Here is an 18819-nt window from a genome sequence, read left to right on the forward strand (position 1 = left end):
GCTGTCATCCACAGCAAACATAACCAACATGAAAATGACTTATTTCATGTAAGAAAAAAGCCGCCAGGCTCAATAGCATGACGGCTTTTTTGTGACACAAAATTACTGTTTAACAAACTCTCCAGCCAGGCCAACAACATCACCATCAAAGTTGGTACGCGAACCCACCGCACGAACTTTTGAGTAGTTGTGATCCGGCGAGAACAGCGTCCAGGATTGATAACCGGTGCCGTCATTCAGAGCCGCGAAGGTGATGATCGTAGGCTGCCCGGTGCTGTTCTGGAAATGGTAATGCCCGTAAGCGATGTCGTAGTTCACGCCGTTCTGACTGAACTTGCCGCTGAAGGTGCCGTTGGAATCGTTGCCATCGGTAATCGTCAGTTTGGCGCCAGCGTTAGCGTTTACATAATTGCCATTAATGCTCGACATAACGTGATTTCCTTTATCGTTGGATAAGTGTCTTCCGATGAGAGCAAGTTCCCTCCTGGAAACTCACGACACTCAGGATGGTTGGCCATTCACTTATTGTCCACGCGACTTTTCAACGAAATTGCAATAAGTAGTATTCAAACCGCACATAACTTATCGCCATTCATTCGAGCATTAATTCCTTTTCAACTAACGACTGGCACTGGTCTGCTGCACTGCCGATGTCGGGGCAATCACGGCGGTCTCGGAGCGCGGCGTACCCTTCGGCACCCAGTCGTAACTCACGGGCAACGCCCGATAGACCCAGTTGCTGATCGCGTCGCTGCCCGGTGCTTTACCCAGATAAGGACTGACGTATTCCCAGACATTTTCGCCGCTGGCCGTGACCTGGAAAAAGCGCCCGTTCATGCCTTCGTCGATCAGCGTATTGCCGTTGGGCAAACGTCGCGCGCTGCTGATGAACGAGCTATAGAACGCCCACCCCGGCTGCTTCGAATTCGCCGCGCTGTACTGCCAGACGATTTCATTTTTCTGCGGGTCGATTTCCAGCACTCGCGAGCCGGAAATCAGCCCGAGGGTGACATTCGGGTACCCCGCCGAACCCTGGTTGTCGAACACCAGCAAGTTGCCCGCGCCGGGCAGCCCGGCCGGGATGATGTGCGCGTCGTGCTGGCCGACAAATTGATCCACCGGACGCGGCAGTGTCTGTGCGGTTTTCGGGTTGATCAGCGGCAGGTTCGGGCCGAGGCGCCAGACCACTTTGCCGCTGTGTTTGTCGATGATTGCGATGAAGTTGGCGTTGCGTGAATCGAGCAACAGGTTGTCTGGATTGAAGCGCTTGTCCCCGGCATCGAACCACTTGTTCGGCCCGACCACGCTGAGGTTGTTGATGTGCAGGTAATCCGGGTTGTCACTGGTGCGCACCAGCTTCAGTTGCTCCGGGGTGAAGCCGAATTCGTTGAGGTGTTCCGAGGCCAGCCACTGCCATTTCACCTGCCCGTCGGGGCTGACTTCATAGATTGCATCGTCGATCACCTCTGGGAATTTGAAGCCTTTGACCTTATGCACCTTGTTCGCCAGCACCACGGTGTTGCCGTTGCTCAGGCGCCGCTGATCATGGTGTTGCTGCGCTGCGCCGCCGGGCGCCTTGTCGCCCCACTGCCAGACAACTTTGCCGTTCCAGTCCAGCTCGCCGACGCTCTGATTGCCCAGGCCGTTACCGGCGGAGCCGAGCTTGCCCGGATCCTTGTCGCTCAGTTGCAACAGCACATGCCCGCGCTCGCCGCCGACCAGTTGCGGGTCGATGATCGCCGACGGAAACCCCGCCTGCGGCCAGGTTTTCACCTCGTTGCCGTTCATGTCGATCAGGTGCGTCTGCTTGTCGGCACCACTGAAAATCACGTATTGGTTGAACGCCTTGTTCGGGTCGTAGCGGGTGACGCCGGTCGGGTACACGCTGGGTGCGGCGAACACCGAGGTACTCAACGCTGCGCCGGATAACAACAGCGCTAAAGCGGTTTTGTCTGGCAACATGATGCAGCTCCTTGAATGACAGATCAGAAGTCGTAGCGACCGGTAACGCCGAGGGTGCGCGGCGTACCGAGCAGGCCTTCATAACCGCCGTTGCCGCCGGTCCACAGGGTCGTGTAGTAGGTCTTGTCGAAGGCGTTTTTCAGCCACAGCGAAACGTCCCACTGGCCCTGATTGAAATCGCCGCGCAGACCGGTGGACAGGTTGACCACCGCGTAGCTCGGGATCTGCCCGTAGTCGGAATCCTCGACCGTGCCCACCGCTTTCGAACGGAACGCGTAGCTGGCGGTGACGTAGGGTTCGAAGCCGTTGGCCAGATTCCATTTGTATTCGCCATTGGCATTGCCGATCCATTTCGACGCGCCGACCACTTGATGGCCGCTGAGGTCGCAGGACGCCGGTGCGCCCGGTGCCTGGCTGACTTCCGGCGGGCATGGCGCATCTTTGTACGAGAGGTAGCTGACGTCGTTGTACGAGCCGTTGAAGTTCAGCGTCAGGCCGCGCAACGGGATCACGGTGCTTTCGAATTCGACGCCGCGCGAGCGCACCGAGCCGGCGTTGGTCAGGTATTGCACGCGGTTGACGTCGTCGTAGGCGTTGGTCTGATAGGCGTTGACCTGAGTCCAGAAAACGTTGGCGTTGAGTTGCAGACGCCGATCCCACAGGGTGCTTTTAAAACCGAGTTCGGCGTTGTTGGCGCGCTCGGTGCCGATCAGCAGCGAGTCGGCGCCGGCGGTTGGCGCCGAACCCACCGCAAGGTTCACCCCACCGGATTTTTCCCCGTGAGACAGCGTGGCATAGCCGAGCAGATCATCGGTGATGCGATAGCTGAGGTTGAGCAACCCGGAGGGGCTTGAGCTGTACTGATTGAGATCGCCGGAATCGTAGGCGCCAGTGCGTCCGCGGCGTGCCGTGGCCGCTGCACCGGTGACAGTGGCGCCACCGACCGGAGCATTGCGAGTGACCCAGGCGTTCTTCTCTTCATAGGTGCCACGCACGCCGGCGGTGAAGTCCAGGCGCTCAGTGAGGTGCCAGGTGCCTTGGGCGAACAGGGCGAAGCTGTCGGTCTTGATGTGGCCGTTACCGACGCTACCGACATTGGCCAACGCACCGCGTGGCGTGCCGTTCCAGATGTCGGCCTGCGGGCCGTAATAGGCGAAGGATTTGTTGTCCAGATCCGAGCCGAAGTAGTACGCGCCCACCACGTAGTCGAAGAACTCGCCCTTGGGCGAGGCCAGGCGGAATTCCTGCGAGTACTGTTTGTCTTCGACCGAAACCCCGGCGTTGTAAGTCGCCGCAACGTTGAGACCGTCGTCGTTGGCCGGGGTGAAATTCCAGAAGCGATACGAGCTGATCGAGGTCAGGGTGAAATCGCTCGGCAACGTCCAGTTGGCCTCCACCGACGTACCGCCCTGATGCACGGTGACGTGCTGGTCGTTGTCCAGATTGACCTTGCGGTGCGAGCCGTTGACCAGCGTCGCACCGGCGGCATTGGCCCGCGATTGGTAGAGATTGACGCCGTTGATGGTCGGCCCGGTGTTGTACAGCACGCGGGTGCCGGCGCTGGAATCCTCTTCGTTGTAATCGCCGATCCAGCGCAGATTGAAGTCTTCGTTGGGCTTGAACAGCAACTGCGCACGGAAGCCATCGCGCGAGCCACCGTTCAGGTCATGGCCGTTGTATTCGTTCTTGATGTCGCCGTCGCTGCGGGTGCGATAGGCCGAGAAACGTCCGGCCAGTTGATCGTTGAGCGGCCCGGAAATCGTGCCCTTGGTCTGGAAGTAGCCGTCCTCGCCGAACGAGGTTTCGATGCTGCGCTCAGGGGTGAAGGTCGGCGCGCGGGTGCTGATGTTGATCACCCCGGCGGTGGTGTTCTTGCCGAACAGCGTGCCTTGCGGCCCGCGCAGGACTTCGAGCTGTTCGATGTCCATCAGGTCGAACACCGCCATCCCCGGACGGCCCAGATACACGTTGTCGATGTACAGACCGACGCTGCCTTCCAGACCGTCGCTGGCCGGGTTGTTGCCCAGGCCGCGAATCGACACGCTGGACTGGCGCGCGTGCATGTAGGCGACGTTGACGCTGGGCACCAGTTGCTGCAAATCCTGAATCCGGTAGACCCGCTGCGTCTCCAGATTCTGACCGCTGACCACGCTCATCGGCGTCGGCACATCTTGCGAACTTTCCTCGCGACGGCGGGTGGTGACGGTCACGGTTTCCAGCTGCGAGCTGTTGGCCGCGGGTTTGCCCGCAGGAGCTGGCGGCGCGGTTTCGGCGTCGGCGGCGTAGCTGTGAGTCCAGCTGGCACTCCCCGCCAGCAACAGGGCCAGAGGCAGGCGTTTGAGCCTTCGTGGCGTTAAGGGTGACGCAAGGTTCAACGGACTCATGGCGCGGCTCCTGGTCAAAAAACACACAGACATCTTCAGCGCTGCATATTCTTTTCAGTTATTTATTTATGGATTTACAAATATTTACTGCATAAGAGATTGCCTTTATAAGGAGTCGACCTAATGCATATCCAATGCATTTCCCGGATATTTTTTATGTGAAAAATGCATATCGACTTGCGCCAACTTCGACACTTCATCGCCCTCGCCGAACAACGCAGCTTCGTCGCCGGCGCGCAGGCGGTGAACCTGTCGCAGTCGGCGTTCAGCCGCAGCATTCAGGCGCTGGAGCACAGCGTCGGCTGTCAGTTGGTCGATCGCGGGCGCAAGGACCTGCCGCCGACCAAACAGGGCCAAGTGCTGCTCGAACATGCACGGCGACTGGTCAGCGGCGCGCAGCAGATGGCCAACGAGATCAGTCAGTTCAATGGCCTGGAGGCGGGCGAGCTGCGCTTCGGTTGCGGCCCGGCGCCGGCGGCCGGATTGATCCCGCGCGCGATCGGCGCGTTCATCGGGCGCTACCCGAAAGCGCGGGTGCAATTTCAGGTCGATGACTGGCAGAGCCTGAGCAAACGCCTGCTCAGTGAGGAATTCGAATTCTTCGTCGCCGACACCCGACACTTCGAAGCCGATCCGGATTACCTGACGTACCGCTTGCGGCCGCGCAAATGGCATTTCTGTTGCCGTGCCGGGCATCCGCTGGCCGCTCTTGAACGAGTCACGGCCGAGCAATTGATGAGCTATCCACTGGCGGTGAGCATTCGTCCGCCGAACCTGCGCAAGGTCATCGTCGACCTCAGCGGTCGCCCGGATTTCACCCCCAATGTCGAATGCGAAAACAGTTCCAGCCTGCTCAGCGTGGTACTACGTTCGGAGGCGATCGGGATTGTCGGGGCGTATTCAGATGCGCTGCATCAGGCCAAGGGTGAGCTGGTGTGTTTGCGGATCGAGGGTCTGGCGGATGATCTGGAAGAGCTGTACACCCGCTACGGGATTGTCAGTCGGGCGGGGTATCGGTTGTCGCCGTTGGCCGAGGCGATGATTGAGCAGATCAAGGCGATTGATGCGGTGGATGATGAGGTGTGTTCGCTGGAGAATTTTGCCGTCTGAGCCACTGCCTTCGCGAGCAAGCCCGCTCCCACATTTGGAATGCGTACTCCTGTGGGAGCGGGCTTGCTCGCGAAGGCGTCGCCACTCACACCGATGCATCCACTGCATAAAACCCATTCCCCAAATGCACTTGCCGAACACCCCTGCCGAAAGCGACAACCCTCGCCTGTCCTTCTGACCGGTGAACCCCATGCCCACCCCGCAAAACCCTGTGCGCAACGTCCTGTACATCATGTGCGATCAGCTGCGCCGCGATTACCTGTCCTGTTACGGTCATCCGCATCTGCACACGCCGAACATCGATCGCCTGGCCGCCGCAGGCGTGCGCTTCAGCCGTGCCTACACCCAGGGCACGATCTGCGGCCCGTCGCGGATGTCGGCCTATACCGGACGCTACGTCAGCAGCCATCAGGTCGCATGGAACGCTGTGCCGTTGCCGCTGGAAGAACTGACGATCGGCGACTACCTGCGCCCCCACGGCATCCGCACCGCGCTGGTCGGCAAGACCCACGCCACGGCCAATGTCGACGCCTTGCAGCGTCTGGCGATCAACCCGGACAGCGCGCAGGCCGAAGTGCTCAACGAGGTCGGTTTCGAGCCGTACTTCCGCCACGACGGAATCTTCCCCGACGACCCGCTTTTCGACGACAAACGCGAATCCGCGCCATACACCCATTACCTGCGCGAGCAGGGCTTCGACGGGCGCAACCCCTGGCACGACTGGGCCAACGCCGCCGAAGGCGAGAACGGCGAAATCCTCAGCGGCTGGCAGATGCGTCATGCGCATTTGCCAGCACGAATTCCCGAGCAATTCTCAGAGACTGTCTACACTACAAATCGAGCCATCGACTTCATCACCGAGCAAGGTGAGAAATCCTGGTGTTTACACCTCTCCTACATCAAACCGCACTGGCCCTACATCGTACCGGCGCCATACCATGCCTTGTACAGTACGAAATCGATTCTCGAAGCGGTCCGCGCGACGCCCTCCGAAGCCAGCAAACACCCCGTATACACGGCGTTTCGCCAGCATGAGGAAAGCCTCAACTTCTCCCGTGACTCAGTACGATTGAATGTAATCCCCACCTACATGGGTCTGATCAAGCAGGTGGATGATCAACTCGGGCGGCTGTTCGATTTTCTGCAGAGCAACGGTCGCTGGGATGACACGTTGATCGTGTTCACCAGCGATCACGGCGACTTTCTCGGCGACCACTGGCTGGGCGAGAAGGAGTTTTTGCTGGAGCAAGCGGTGGGTGTGCCATTGATCGTGCGCGACCCGCGCGCGGCGGCGGACATCACCCGCGGTACGGTGGATGAGCGATTGGCGGAAACCATTGATGCCTTGCCGTCTTTTCTCCAGGCACTGGGCCTGCCGAAAGCCGAGCATCGGCTGGAAGGACGCTCGCTGATCCCGCTTTTACACGGAGAAAATCCCGACTGGCGCCGCTACGCCATCAGCGAATACGACTACGCCTTTCAGGCCCCGGCACGCGAGCGACTTGGCCAGCCGATCGACCGCTGCCGCATGACCATGGTGCGCAGCGAGCGCTGGAAATACCTGGCGTACGACGGCTTCCGGCCGCAGTTGTTTGATCTGCTGAATGATCCGCAGGAGTTGCGCGATCTGGGTGAGGACCCGGCCTACGCGGCGGTGCGCGAAGAGCATGCGGGGTATCTGTTCGAATGGGTGCGCGGGTTGAAGCGGCGGACCACGATCAGTTATCAGGAGATTGATTTGCGTGGGCAGCGGTTTCGCTATGGCGAGCCGGAGACCGAGAAGGTCGTGCAGATTGGAGTTTGGTGAAAGAGCTTCGCGAGCAAGCCCGCTCCCACAGGGTTCTGTGTCGTTCACATCCACTGTGTTCAACACATTTCCACTGTGGGAGCGGGCTCGCTCGCGAAGAGGCCCGATCAGACGCCGACGAGCTCGGCACCTTTGATGGTTTGACTACGCTGCCCCGAAACCCCAACCGGGACTTCCCCCTTGAGCGTCACCCGCCGCACGATACGATCCTGGGTGCCGTAATCATCAATCGCATAATGCTGGGTCGAACGGTTATCCCAGATCGCCACATCACCCGCCTTCCAGCGCCAGCGCACGGTGTTTTCCTGACGAATCACATGGCTCTGCAACAGGCCGAACAGGTGCGCCGAATCGGCTTGCGAATACCCCTTGATGCGTTTGACGAAGTGCCCCAGCAGCAAGCTTTTCTCGCCGCTGATCGGATGCACACGCACCACCGGATGCTCGGTCTCGTAGACGGTCGAGGTGAAGACCTTTCTATAGCGCTCAAGCTTCTCAGCCGACACGTCTGGCTTGGCCCCGGCGTAGTCGTATTCGTTGCTGTGTACGGCGACCAGTTTGTCCGCCAGCTCGCGCAGTTCGCTTGGCAGTTCGTTGTAGCCGGTCGCGGTGTTGGCCCACAGGGTGTCGCCACCGAAGGCCGGCGCCACCACCGAGCGCAGGATCGAGGCTTTCGGGTAGGCGTCGACGAAGGTCACGTCAGTGTGCCAGGAGTTGGCGCGCTGGCCTTCGGCCCCGTCCAGCTCCAGCAGATAACGCGTGCCTTCACGCACCGGTACGGTCGGATGCGCCACCGGCTCGCCGAGCAGATGGGCGAAGGCTTCCTGGCGCTGATCGTCGAGCTGAGTCTGCTCGCGGAAGAACACCACCTTGTACTGGATCAGCGCCTGCTGAATGGCTTCGACCGTGGCGGCGTCCAGCTCACCGGACAGGTGCACGCCACGGATCTCGGCGCCGATACGGCCGGCCACCGGATGGATGTCCAGCGCGTGGACAGCAGGTTTTACAGCGAGTGCGGCATTGCTCATGGGTAGACCCTCATCGACTGCTTGCGGTTAGGCGGCAGCGAAACATCGCTCTATCTATATTCCATTTGCATCTAATAGATATTCACATGCTTCGTTGACGGAATAAGAGCTTGCATTTAAAACCTCAAGCAACCCTCGTCGCAAATGCCTTCGAGCTATTTTTAGGATGCCGGAAAAGCATATGGATCTTCGCCAGTTGCGCTACTTCATCGCCCTCAACGAACACCGCAGTTTTGTCCGTGCGGCAGACGCGATGGGCATCACTCAACCGGCGTTCAGCCGCAGCATTCAAGGGCTGGAGCAAGAGTTCGGCTGCGTGCTGGTGGATCGCGGCAACAAGGATCTGCGCCCGACACCCGAAGGCCAGGTGGTGCTGCAACACGCCCTGACCCTGGTGCAAGGCGCGGCGCTGCTCAGCGCGGAAGTGACGCAGATGACCAAGCTTGATGCCGGGGAACTGCACTTCGGCTGCGGCCCGGCCCCGGCGGTGAAACTGGTGCCGGATGCGGTGGCGCAATTCATCAACGCGCACCCGAAAGTGCGCACCTGTTTTCAGGTGGATAACTGGGAAAAACTCAGCCGTGCGCTGAGCCGCGAAGAGATCGAATTCTTCATCGCCGACATCCGCCACTTCGAAGCCGACCCGAACTTCCAGACCCAGGCCCTGACGCCCAAGCGCGGGGTGTTTTTCTGCCGTCCCGGGCACCCGCTGCTGGCCAAGGAGAGCCTGTCGACCAACGACATGTTCGACTACCCGCTGGCGACCACATTGATCCCGCCGGGGATTCGCAAACTGCTGGCGAACCTCAGCGGCCGGATCGATTTTTCGCCGACCATCGAGACCGAGCATTTCCCGGCGCTGGTGAAAGTGGTGCTGCAATCGAATGCCATCGGCATCGGTACGGAAGAGGCGTTTTACGAGGATATTGCCCAGGGTTCACTGGCGCTGCTGCACTGGCGCAATCTGCCGCAGAATCTGGAGAGCATGAACGCGCGCTGCGGGATTGTCAGTCGCACAGGATTTCGCTTGTCGCCGGCAGCCAGAGCGATGATCGAGACATTGGTGGCGGTGGATAAGCAGGAAGTCAGCGTCGCGGTTTGAGGACGGCTTCGCGAGCAAGCCCGCTCCCACAGTGGAGTGTGGTGAACACAGATTTTGTATTCACGCCGATCCACTGTGGGAGCGGGCTTGCTCGCGAAGAGGCCCGTCCCGACACTGGAGATTCAGAGCTTGGCCGCCGCCAGTTCAGGCGCCACCCAATCACTGACCTTGAACGGCTTGCGAATCAGCTTCTGCTGCGCCGCCAGGTCCACCGAATCCTGCAACTTGCCGAGGAACACCGGGTCCAGCGTCGACGGGAACACTTCGCTGAGTTTCTGATCCGCCAGATCCTGGGTCAGGATCACCGGTGGATAACTCGCCAGCCCCGACACCAGTTGCACATAAGCGTCCTTGTTGCTGTCCCGAGTCAGCCACTCAACCGCCTGCTGCTGCGCCTTGAGCAGTTTTGCCACGACCTCCGGGTGCCCGTCGACGAACTTGCCGGTGCCGACCAGCACTGACTGCACACTGCCGGCGCCACCCAGATCCTTGGTATTGAGCGGCAATTCAGCCAGCCCCTTGGCTTGCAGTGCCGTCAGCCCTGAGCTGCCCCACGACGCGTCGATCTGTTTCGCCGCCAAGGCCGCGACCGCGCCGCTGAAGTCGAGATTGATCACTTTCAGATCCTTCTCGCTCAAGCCCTGACTGGCCAACGCCGCATCAAACGACAACTGCGTGGCGGTGCCACGGAAGATCGCCACGCGCTTGCCTTTCAGATCCTGCAGGGTCTTGATCCCCGACCCCGGCACCACGCCCAGATACTGTTTCACCCCGCGCGCACTGGCGCTGAGCAAACGCGTGTCGAGGCCATTGGACTTGCCGATGATCGCCGCGAGGTCGCCCAGATACGCCAGATCGACCTGACCGTTGGCAAACGCCTCGTTGATCACCGGCCCGGCGCCCTTGAAAAAGCTCCACTGAATCTTGATGCCCTGATCGGCGAAGGCTTTTTCGAAGATCTGCTGATCACGCAGCACATCCACCACACCGCCGCCGCTGTGCTGGGTGCCGGCGCTCAGGTCGGGCACAGCGATCCTGATTTCCTTGAGCTCGTCGGCCTGCGCGGTAATCGCCAACAGGCCCGCCAGTGCCGGAATGGCAAACAGACTGAAGACTCGTTTGAAGGGAAAGTTCATGGGTACGGCTCCTTGATCACGACAGGCGTTGAGGAGCCGAAAGTAGGCCGAAGCAAGACCTTCGCTTAAATACTATAAATGCACATTTTTATAACCATTAACGCTAAGCAAGCAACAACGCGGGCTGCAGCGCGTATGCATTAACAGCATCGAAAATATTCTTCAAATGCATTGGATGCGCGTCGCGCTGCGAGCCTTAAATGGTCTGGCTTATCTCTCAATAGAATTGATTTGAATTTTTATAGATCGATTTTGCATACACCGCTAGCCAATTGTGGGAGCGGGCTTGCTCGCGAAGAGGCCGTGTCATTCACCATCATCGGTGCCTGACACTCCGTCTTCGTGAGCAAGCCCACTCCCACACAGGCACAGCGGTTCGCCATGCAACCCGACAACGGAGGTCACCCATGGCCCGTGATTCCCTGCTCAGCCTGCCGCTGCCCGCGCCACCTCTGAAAAGCCGGCGCGCGTGGCCGAGCCTCAACCAACGTCTGTTGCCATGGCTGTTGCCGATCAGCCTGTTCGCTCTGTGGTGGCTGGCCGCACGCAATCAATGGATGAGCGAGCAGATCCTGCCGGCGCCATCGCTGGTGTGGAACAGCGCCATCGAGCTGTCCCAGGGCGAGTTGTGGAGTCATTTGTGGATCAGCCTGCAACGTCTGCTCTGGGGCTTGCTGGCAGGGATCTCAGCTGGTGCGCTGCTGGGTGCCGCGCTGGGCTTCAGCCGGCGTCTCGAACGCCTGGTCTTCCCGACGTTCGCCGGTCTGGCACAGGTACCGACGCTGGCGTGGATTCCGCTGTTCATGGTGTTTTTCGGCATCGGCGAAGTGCTGAAACTGGTGGTGCTGATCAAGGCCATCGTGGTGCCGGTGACCCTGCACACCCTGGTCGGCGTTCGTGATGCGCAACCGAAACTGCGCGAAGCCGCCGCCGTACTGCGCCTGCCGTCGTACTTGCTGATCCGGCGTCTGGTGTTGCCTGCCGCGCTGCCGGCGTTCATGGCCGGCGTACGTCTGGCCCTGGCCGCCGGCTGGACTTCATTGCTGGCGGTGGAGCTGCTGGCGTCCAGCGAAGGCATCGGTTACCTGATGGTCTGGGCACGGCAACTGTTCATGCTCGACATCGTGTTCGTGTGCATCGTCGTCATCGGTGTGCTCGGTGTCGCGATGGATCGCGGCATCGGTTTTCTCGACGGCAAACTGGTGCACTGGCCGCACCCGGCGACTGCGGAAATCCGTCGTGGCCCGCGCTATGAAGGCTGGCAGCGGCTGCAACCGTGGCTGTTGCCACTGGGCCTGATTGGCGTCTGGCAAGTGGCGAGCGATCAGCAGTGGGTCGATGTGAATATTCTGGTCAGCCCGCTGGCGGTATTGGAAACGACCAGGAACGGTCTGCTCGACGGCACGCTGATCAGCGGCATGGCCTTGAGCCTCGGTCGTACCCTTGGCGGGTTGCTGCTGGGCGGCGGACTCGGTTTCGCCCTCGGCCTGTTGCTGGGTCTGTCGCGCACCAGCGAACGGCTGCTCGGCCCGACTCTCGCCGCCATTCGCCAGATCGCGATTTTCGCCTGGGTGCCGCTGCTCACCGCGTGGTTCGGATTGGGTGAATTGGCGAAGTGGGTGTTCGTCGCCCTCGCCGCGTTTTTCCCGCTGTTCATCGCCACCCAGCGCAGCGTCGCCAACCTCTCGCCACAACTCAACGAAGCCGCGCAGGTGCTGCGCCTGAGCCTCGGCCAGCGCCTGCGTCGTCTGGTGCTGCCGGGTGCGGCGCCGGGGATTTTCGCCGGGCTGCGCCTGAGTCTGATCTACGCCTGGCTCGGCACCATCGGCGCCGAATATTTCATGCCGTCCAACGGCGGCATCGGCAGCCAAATGATCGGCGCCCAACAACTGCTGCGCATGGACCTGATCATGGCCGCGATGCTTTTGGTCGGCCTCACCGGCGCCCTGCTCAACCTCATCGGCCAACGCCTGGAAATTCGCGCTACTCGCTGGAGACACGCATGAACGCACCGATTGTCAGCTTCACCCACGTAGGCAAATCCTTCGACGTCGACGGTTTCGAACTGGAGGCGATTCGCGAATTCAACCTCGACATCGCCGAGGGCGAATTTGTCGCCATCGTCGGGTCCAGCGGTTGCGGCAAATCCACCTTGCTGCGTTTGCTGGTGGGTCTGGATACGCAGTTTCGCGGGCAGATCAGCGTCGATGGCAAAGCGGTCAGCGGCATCGGCGGCGAGCGCGGCATCGTGTTTCAGGAGCATCGGCTGTTCCCGTGGCTGACGGTGGCCGACAACATCGGTCTGGGCCTGGTCAACGAGCCGCTGAGCACCGCCGAAAAGCAGCAGCGCATCAACGATTTCATCGATCTGGTCGGCCTGCACGATTTCACCCGCGCCTATCCGCACCAGCTCTCCGGCGGCATGGCCCAGCGCGTGGCGATTGCTCGCGGACTGGTCGCCAGCCCACGGATCCTGCTGCTCGACGAACCGTTCGGCGCCCTTGATGCGTTGACCCGTCAGCAGATGCAGGACGAACTACTGGCGATCCGCGACCGGGCAAAAATCACCACGATCCTCGTCACCCACGACGTCGAAGAAGCGATCTTTCTCGCCGACCGCGTGGTGGTGATGGAGCCGCGTCCGGGGCGGATCAAGCAAGTGGTCGATATCGCCCTGCCGCACCCGCGTCAGCGCAGCAGTTTCGACTTCCATCAGTTGCGTGAAGAGCTGCTGCACGAACTGACCAGTGACGACCATTACCAACCGAGCCTGCCGGTCCAGATCCGCGATCTGCCGCTGTCGTTCATTGCCTGCTGAGAGGAGCTTTTCGATGCCGCAACGCCCCAACTTTCTGGTGATTCTGGCCGACGATCTCGGCTTCTCCGACATCGGCGCGTTCGGTGGCGAAATCGCCACGCCGAACCTCGATGCTCTGGCCAACAATGGCCTGCGCCTGACAGATTTCCACACCGCTCCGACCTGCTCGCCAACGCGTTCGATGCTGCTGACCGGCACCGACCACCACATCGCCGGCATCGGCACCATGGCCGAAGCGCTGACCCCGGAGCTGATCGGCAAACCGGGTTACGAAGGCTATCTCAACGACCGCGTTGTGGCCCTGCCCGAGCTGCTGCGCGAGGCCGGTTATCAAACCTTGATGAGCGGCAAATGGCACCTCGGCCTGACTGCTGAACTGGCGCCGCAGGCCCGTGGTTTCGAGCGTTCGTTTTCGTTGCTGCCGGGCGCGGCCAACCACTATGGTTTCGAGCCGACCTACGATGAACACACCCCTGGCCTGCTGAAGTCGACTCCGGCGCTGTACATCGAAGACGACACCTTTATCGATGAGCTGCCCAAGGATTTCTACTCGTCGGACGCCTTCGGCGACAAGCTGCTGCAGTATCTCAAGGAGCGCGATCAGAGCCGGCCATTCTTCGCTTATCTCCCCTTCTCCGCACCGCACTGGCCGTTGCAGGCACCGGCCGACATCGTCGAAAAATACCGTGGTCGCTACGACGCCGGTCCTGAAGTCTTGCGCCTCGAACGCCTGGAAAAACTCAAGGCGCTGGGGCTGATCGAGCCGGATGTCGAGCCACATCCGCTGATTCAACTGAATGCGCAATGGGACGCGCTGAGTGATGAGCAACGGCAGATTTCCGCGCGGGCCATGGAGGTCTACGCGGCCATGGTCGAGCGTATGGACTGGAACATCGGCCGGGTGGTCGATTACCTGCGCCAGCAGGGCCAACTCGATAACACCTTCATCCTGTTCATGTCCGACAACGGTGCCGAGGGCGCACTGCTGGAGGCGTTTCCCAAGTTCGGCCCGGAACTGCTGACCTACCTCAATCAGCATTACGACAACAGCCTCGACAACATCGGCCGCGCCAATTCCTACGTGTGGTACGGGCCGAGCTGGGCGCAGGTGGCGACCGCGCCGTCACGGCTGTTCAAGGCGTTCACCACCGAAGGCGGGATTCGCGTACCGGCGCTGCTGCACTATCCGCAACTGCCGATCAAAGGGCAGATCAGCCACGGCTTTGGCACGGTGATGGACATTACCCCGACCATTCTCGATCTGGCCGGCGTGCGCCATCCGGGCAAGCAATGGCACGGCAAACCGGTGGCGCCGCTGCGCGGTAAATCATGGCTGGGCTTTTTGTCTGGCGAGACGGCGCAGGTGCATGACGAACACACCGTGACTGGTTGGGAGTTGTTTGGCCGGCGGGCAATTCGCCAAGGGTCGTGGAAAGCCGTGTGGATCCCCGGGCCGGTGGGGCCGGCGACCTGGCAGCTTTACGACCTGAGCAGCGATCCGGGTGAGATTCATGATCTGGCGTCGAGTCAGCCGGACAAGCTCAGCACCCTGATCGGGCATTGGCAGCAGTATGTGGAGGAGACCGGGGTGATTCTCAGTGCTTCGCCATTTCAGCCGGATTGAGGTTGCCTGATCCGGTGCCTTCGCGAGCAAGCCCGCTCCCACAGTTGAAATGCGTTCCCCTGTGGGAGCGGGCTTGCTCGCGAAGAGGCCCGCAAATTCACCATCAAGCCTGAGCCGTACGCGCCTCCTCCGCTACCACTTCATCCCGACGAACAAACCGGTTCGCCCGCCCAAACGTACCGAAATCATTGAAGCGCACGCCCATCTCACGCATCACCTTATGCGCCACCGGCACGGTCAGCTGCCGGATGTAAAACGGTTCTTTCACCACAAAATGATGAATCCCGTGGCTGCTGCCGAAGTTGAAGCAGAACGCCTGCAGCGGCCACAGCCACCAAGGGTTCAACACCTGGCACTGCTGCAGCACATTGCCCGCCTCGATGTCGCCGTAGTAATGCATGTTCGAGCTGATGAAGTGCAGGCAAAAGGTGCGCAGCACGTTCGGGCCGATGATCACCACCGCCGCGATGTCGATCATCTGCATCACCGACAGCGTGGTCGCCGACCATTCAATCGGCGAACCCATGAGGTAGGCAATGCCATTCGCCGCATGAAAGCCGAGGAACACGTACCACGCCCCCCAATGCACCAGCGCCAGCGGCGCGTAAACCTTCAGGGTACGTTTGATGATGTTGAATTTGTGCGCCCAGGTCCTGGCCCGCAGCATGCGGATGAACGCCGACATCACGTTGTCGCCGACCATCAGCAACCGCGCAAAACCCCACGGTTCGCCGTTGGTGATCGCGCGTTCTTCCATATCGGTTTCGGTGCCGGAGACCTTGTGGTGATTGAGGTGCAGATGGCGGCGGATCCACGGGTTGATCGTGCTCGGCCGCGCCAGCCACACCAGGCCCATCATCAGGTTGTGCGGCACGCGCTGCTTGCGGAAATACATGCTGTGGATCAGGTCGTGTTCCAGCTCATGGGTCAGGGAGGCGAAAAACGCGTTGAGCAACAGGCATACCCACCACGCCATGTGGCCAGTGATGTACAGCGTCGCCGAACCGATCATCCCGGCCAGGGCGAAGGCCAGAATCCCCGCGCCGAGGGCGTCCTGGTGCTGCAAAATCGGGTAGCGCTGACGCAACTCGACGCCCTTGGCCAGCACCACTTCGCGAATATGCGCTGATCGCTGGGCAGCATTGTGTCGCTGGGGACTTGCAGAAGTACGGTCCATGCTTCCATCCTCTGGTTATTGATGTTCGCATCCTGCCTTGCGAAAGCTTTATTGATGGTAGCCGTGAACGCCAACCTGTTGACCGGAAGCGCCAATCAGCATGAAGGAACCGACCTCTCTCGCCAGCTGGACCCGTGCCTTGCGCAAGCAACTCGATGCGCTGGGGCTGGACAGTCTCGGCCTGTGCCAACAGGCCGGACTCGATCCGCAGTTGATGGACGACCCGAACGCGCGTTATCCGTTGTCCGGCACCACGCGCCTGTGGCAACTGGCAGTACAGTTCAGCGGCGATCCGGCGATCGGCCTGCGAGTGTCGCGGTTCGTCAGCCCGACCACGTTCCATGCGCTGGGTTACGCGCTGGTGGCCAGCGGCAGCCTGCGTGAGGTATTCGAGCGCATCGTGCGTTATCACCCGGTGGTCAGCGATGCATTGGAACTGGAGCTGAGCCGCAGCGATGACCGCTATCTGTTTCGTCTGAAAATTCCGTCAGGCAATCCGGCGCCGGCCTTCGAAGCCATCGATGCCTTTGCCGCGATCTACGTGCGTACCTGCCGCAATCGCCTGGGTCGCGATTACGCGCCGCTGGCGGTGTACCTGCGCCGCCCGGAACCGTCCGATGCGCATCAGTGGCACAAAGTGTTCCGCGCTCCGGTGCATTTCTCCTGCGCCGAAGATCGCCTGGAGTTTGCCCTCGCCGACTTCGACAGCCACCTCGACGACGCCAACCCGGAACTGGCCGAACACAACGAAGCGGTGCTCAAGCGCACGATGGCCCAACTCCAGCCGCTGACCTGGGAGCGCAAGGTGCGCGATGCCATCGAGGAGCAACTGCCGGAAGGCGAACCCAGCGCCGAACGCATCGCCCAGGCCTTGCACCTGAGCCTGCGCAGCCTGCAACGGCATCTGGCGGATGAGGGCTGTCGCTTCGACACGCTGCTCAACGAGAGCCGCGAAAACCTCGCGCTGCTGCACCTGCGCGATCCGCAGTGTTCGTTGAGTGAAGTCAGTTACCTGCTGGGGTTTGCCGACACCAGCAGCTTCAGCCGCGCGTTCAAGCGCTGGACGGGGATGACGCCGGGGCAGTTTCGCGATCAGTTGCGCTGAACATCAGCCCTTGATCAAGCTGCGTTGCAGGCCGGAAGTCCACTGTTCGATCATCGCCTCGCCTACTTCGGCAAAATCGGGGTACTTGCGGCAGTGTCTGGCCATTTCCTCGATCGCCATCTGCATGCCGTGAGCCACTTGTTGCAGTAATTCGTTGCAACGCGCCTCGGTCAGGTTGCATGCCGTACGACCGAACCGCACCAGCATCTTGTACTTGGGCCAGGCTTTTGAACCGCCCAGCAGCAGCGCCATGCTGTCGCTCTTGATATAAACCGACGTTGTGATGATGTCGTACGCCGGCGCGAGCCTGACGGATGACTGCTCTGCACAATCTTCGTAAAGCACGCCGAAGTTCTTCAGATGCGCATCACCGTTTTTCAGCCCTGCAGACAACGCGACAATCTTGAAAAACGCTTCCAAGGCAGAGCCCAGCAACTGCGGCGAAACAAATGCCTTGATCTGCCGCGCGGCACCTTCATAGGAACCGTCGTATTTGGCTTTCGACGGCCACCCGTTCAGTACACAGAAATCTTCGAAACCGAGGTACCCCGAATCGCTCAGGTCAAAACGCTCGACCACCAGAAATTTGCCGCGCTCGCTGAGCTCGAATGTTGGCACTTCGAGGCCGCAGTGCTGCGCCGCCCGCATACAGAAATACTCATTGGTTGCCAGCTGCGGATACTCTTCGGCGCGAAAGGCCTTGACCAGATGAGTCGCGCCCCGATGGGTCAGGCGATCAATCGCGGCGGCGCTGTCACGCACCAGCACTTTGGGCTGCACGCCTGACACTCCGGAATACTGACCATAGGTCTGTAACAGGTCTTCGAACAGCCCCTGAGCACCATCGTGCACCAGCAGATCGCTGAGGGATGTTGCCGGAGGCTGATCAGTCGCCGGTGCGCTGGCAATTGCCAGACGGCCGAGCTGATGGGGGCCGACGATAGCCAACAAAGCAAAATCATCGAAGCCACGCACGGCTTTACTGAAGCGCCGCATCAACTCCTCAAGTAGCGCGCCTTCGGGCAAGTTCATCTCGAAGACAGGGTGGATGCCATGTTCCCAGCCATAGCTGTCCAGGCGAGTGGGCATCGTCAGCGATACCGCATTGTCAGCGCTGGCGTCTTCGCGGTAACTGAACACGCTGTCGTCGCGAATCTGCCCGCGCCCCAGCGTCCCGACCACCTGCTCACCTACACGGATTTGCAACCTGTCCGGCGTTTCAGTCATGGAAATTCACTTTTTGCAGAGCGTCGAGGGTTGGGCGATTGGACTTCCGGGGAACGGCAACCAGCTCGTAACCGAAGCCGTTGAGTATCGCCTCAACCTTGCGCAGGCCGATTTCGGAGACCGTGTTGTTTTCGATCCCCGAGATGGTGGCGCGGCTCATGCCATATTGTTGAGCCAGTGCCTGCTGGGAGAGTTTGCGCGCCTTACGCAAACTTCTGATCACTTCGCCGATCTGTTCCATTGCGCAAACCTGCACTGTTTACGATGCATTTATACATAAATCAATGAAATGCATCACATGTGATGCACTAGTCACCAAACTCTAGCTGAGTTTCAGAA

General features: G+C 60.5%; 15 protein-coding genes. 7 read left to right on the plus strand and 8 right to left on the minus strand.

Annotated features, from left to right (window positions below):
* Positions 1–102: 102 nt before the first annotated feature.
* The 3 genes from KCG87_RS06045 to KCG87_RS06055 form a co-directional block, all read right to left on the minus strand.
* The gene (locus KCG87_RS06045) at positions 103–429 is read right to left on the minus strand and encodes a hypothetical protein (RefSeq protein ID WP_007952780.1); all 327 of its coding nucleotides are present in this window, start codon (positions 427–429) and stop codon (positions 103–105) included.
* A gap of 189 nt (positions 430–618) precedes the next feature.
* Entirely contained in the window at positions 619–1962 is a 1344-nt protein-coding gene (locus KCG87_RS06050; RefSeq protein ID WP_210556881.1) for an aryl-sulfate sulfotransferase, read from the minus strand.
* 23 nt (positions 1963–1985) lie between these two features.
* The gene (locus KCG87_RS06055) at positions 1986–4346 is read right to left on the minus strand and encodes a TonB-dependent receptor (RefSeq protein ID WP_210556883.1); all 2361 of its coding nucleotides are present in this window, start codon (positions 4344–4346) and stop codon (positions 1986–1988) included.
* Positions 4347–4511: 165 nt separating this feature from the next.
* Between KCG87_RS06055 and KCG87_RS06060 the strand changes: the two genes are divergently transcribed.
* Positions 4512–5456 (plus strand): LysR family transcriptional regulator, encoded by a 945-nt coding sequence (locus KCG87_RS06060; protein WP_135294725.1) that lies wholly within the window; start codon positions 4512–4514, stop codon positions 5454–5456.
* A gap of 190 nt (positions 5457–5646) precedes the next feature.
* Positions 5647–7263, plus strand: coding sequence for an alkaline phosphatase family protein (locus tag KCG87_RS06065; RefSeq protein ID WP_210556884.1), 1617 nt, complete (start codon positions 5647–5649; stop codon positions 7261–7263).
* A gap of 107 nt (positions 7264–7370) precedes the next feature.
* Here KCG87_RS06065 and KCG87_RS06070 read toward each other — a convergent pair whose 3' ends face one another.
* Positions 7371–8291, minus strand: a complete 921-nt coding sequence (locus KCG87_RS06070; protein WP_210556891.1) for a TauD/TfdA family dioxygenase — start codon at positions 8289–8291, stop codon at positions 7371–7373.
* A gap of 181 nt (positions 8292–8472) precedes the next feature.
* Here KCG87_RS06070 and KCG87_RS06075 point away from each other — a divergent pair, with 181 nt between their 5' ends.
* Complete coding sequence (locus tag KCG87_RS06075; protein ID WP_045122247.1) at positions 8473–9393, plus strand: LysR family transcriptional regulator; 921 nt, start codon at positions 8473–8475, stop codon at positions 9391–9393.
* Between the two features lie 122 nt (positions 9394–9515).
* On the opposite strand, the gene KCG87_RS06080 is transcribed toward KCG87_RS06075, so the two are convergent.
* A complete protein-coding gene (locus KCG87_RS06080; protein ID WP_210556892.1) occupies positions 9516–10529 on the minus strand; it encodes an ABC transporter substrate-binding protein in 1014 nt (337 codons plus the stop codon).
* A 407-nt stretch (positions 10530–10936) separates the two neighbouring features.
* Between KCG87_RS06080 and KCG87_RS06085 the strand changes: the two genes are divergently transcribed.
* From KCG87_RS06085 to KCG87_RS06095, 3 genes are read left to right on the plus strand one after another with little or no spacing between them, the layout of a single operon-like run.
* Positions 10937–12535, plus strand: a complete 1599-nt coding sequence (locus KCG87_RS06085) for an ABC transporter permease (RefSeq protein WP_210556893.1) — start codon at positions 10937–10939, stop codon at positions 12533–12535.
* A complete protein-coding gene (locus KCG87_RS06090; RefSeq protein ID WP_139053629.1) occupies positions 12532–13347 on the plus strand; it encodes an ABC transporter ATP-binding protein in 816 nt (271 codons plus the stop codon). Before KCG87_RS06085 ends, KCG87_RS06090 begins: the two co-directional genes overlap by 4 nt.
* Before the next feature lie 13 nt (positions 13348–13360).
* Entirely contained in the window at positions 13361–14971 is a 1611-nt protein-coding gene (locus KCG87_RS06095; RefSeq protein WP_134785162.1) for an arylsulfatase, read from the plus strand.
* Positions 14972–15074: 103 nt separating this feature from the next.
* Here the strand turns inward: KCG87_RS06095 and KCG87_RS06100 are convergent, their stop codons facing one another.
* The gene (locus KCG87_RS06100) at positions 15075–16148 is read right to left on the minus strand and encodes a fatty acid desaturase (RefSeq protein ID WP_210556894.1); all 1074 of its coding nucleotides are present in this window, start codon (positions 16146–16148) and stop codon (positions 15075–15077) included.
* Between the two features lie 100 nt (positions 16149–16248).
* Here KCG87_RS06100 and KCG87_RS06105 point away from each other — a divergent pair, with 100 nt between their 5' ends.
* Positions 16249–17253 (plus strand): AraC family transcriptional regulator, encoded by a 1005-nt coding sequence (locus KCG87_RS06105; RefSeq protein ID WP_007963478.1) that lies wholly within the window; start codon positions 16249–16251, stop codon positions 17251–17253.
* Positions 17254–17256: 3 nt separating this feature from the next.
* Here the strand turns inward: KCG87_RS06105 and KCG87_RS06110 are convergent, their stop codons facing one another.
* Both KCG87_RS06110 and KCG87_RS06115 read right to left on the minus strand, forming a co-directional pair.
* The gene (locus KCG87_RS06110; RefSeq protein WP_210556895.1) at positions 17257–18480 is read right to left on the minus strand and encodes a type II toxin-antitoxin system HipA family toxin; all 1224 of its coding nucleotides are present in this window, start codon (positions 18478–18480) and stop codon (positions 17257–17259) included.
* Positions 18473–18721, minus strand: a complete 249-nt coding sequence (locus KCG87_RS06115) for a helix-turn-helix transcriptional regulator (protein ID WP_103368632.1) — start codon at positions 18719–18721, stop codon at positions 18473–18475. Before KCG87_RS06115 ends, KCG87_RS06110 begins: the two co-directional genes overlap by 8 nt.
* Positions 18722–18819: the final 98 nt, after the last annotated feature.

It is taken from the genome of Pseudomonas sp. MWU347, from assembly GCF_017947305.1.
GTDB lineage: Bacteria > Pseudomonadota > Gammaproteobacteria > Pseudomonadales > Pseudomonadaceae > Aquipseudomonas > Aquipseudomonas putida_A.

Coding starts and splice junctions, on each gene's coding strand:
- KCG87_RS06055 (WP_210556883.1), bottom strand. CDS start 4,346: ATGAGTCCGTTGAACCTTGCGTCACCCTTAACGCCACGAAGGCTCAAA.
- KCG87_RS06070 (WP_210556891.1), bottom strand. CDS start 8,291: ATGAGCAATGCCGCACTCGCTGTAAAACCTGCTGTCCACGCGCTGGAC.
- KCG87_RS06085 (WP_210556893.1), top strand. CDS start 10,937: ATGGCCCGTGATTCCCTGCTCAGCCTGCCGCTGCCCGCGCCACCTCTG.
- KCG87_RS06115 (WP_103368632.1), bottom strand. CDS start 18,721: ATGGAACAGATCGGCGAAGTGATCAGAAGTTTGCGTAAGGCGCGCAAA.
- KCG87_RS06095 (WP_134785162.1), top strand. CDS start 13,361: ATGCCGCAACGCCCCAACTTTCTGGTGATTCTGGCCGACGATCTCGGC.
- KCG87_RS06090 (WP_139053629.1), top strand. CDS start 12,532: ATGAACGCACCGATTGTCAGCTTCACCCACGTAGGCAAATCCTTCGAC.
- KCG87_RS06060 (WP_135294725.1), top strand. CDS start 4,512: ATGCATATCGACTTGCGCCAACTTCGACACTTCATCGCCCTCGCCGAA.
- KCG87_RS06080 (WP_210556892.1), bottom strand. CDS start 10,529: ATGAACTTTCCCTTCAAACGAGTCTTCAGTCTGTTTGCCATTCCGGCA.
- KCG87_RS06050 (WP_210556881.1), bottom strand. CDS start 1,962: ATGTTGCCAGACAAAACCGCTTTAGCGCTGTTGTTATCCGGCGCAGCG.
- KCG87_RS06065 (WP_210556884.1), top strand. CDS start 5,647: ATGCCCACCCCGCAAAACCCTGTGCGCAACGTCCTGTACATCATGTGC.
- KCG87_RS06100 (WP_210556894.1), bottom strand. CDS start 16,148: ATGGACCGTACTTCTGCAAGTCCCCAGCGACACAATGCTGCCCAGCGA.
- KCG87_RS06075 (WP_045122247.1), top strand. CDS start 8,473: ATGGATCTTCGCCAGTTGCGCTACTTCATCGCCCTCAACGAACACCGC.
- KCG87_RS06045 (WP_007952780.1), bottom strand. CDS start 429: ATGTCGAGCATTAATGGCAATTATGTAAACGCTAACGCTGGCGCCAAA.
- KCG87_RS06110 (WP_210556895.1), bottom strand. CDS start 18,480: ATGACTGAAACGCCGGACAGGTTGCAAATCCGTGTAGGTGAGCAGGTG.
- KCG87_RS06105 (WP_007963478.1), top strand. CDS start 16,249: ATGAAGGAACCGACCTCTCTCGCCAGCTGGACCCGTGCCTTGCGCAAG.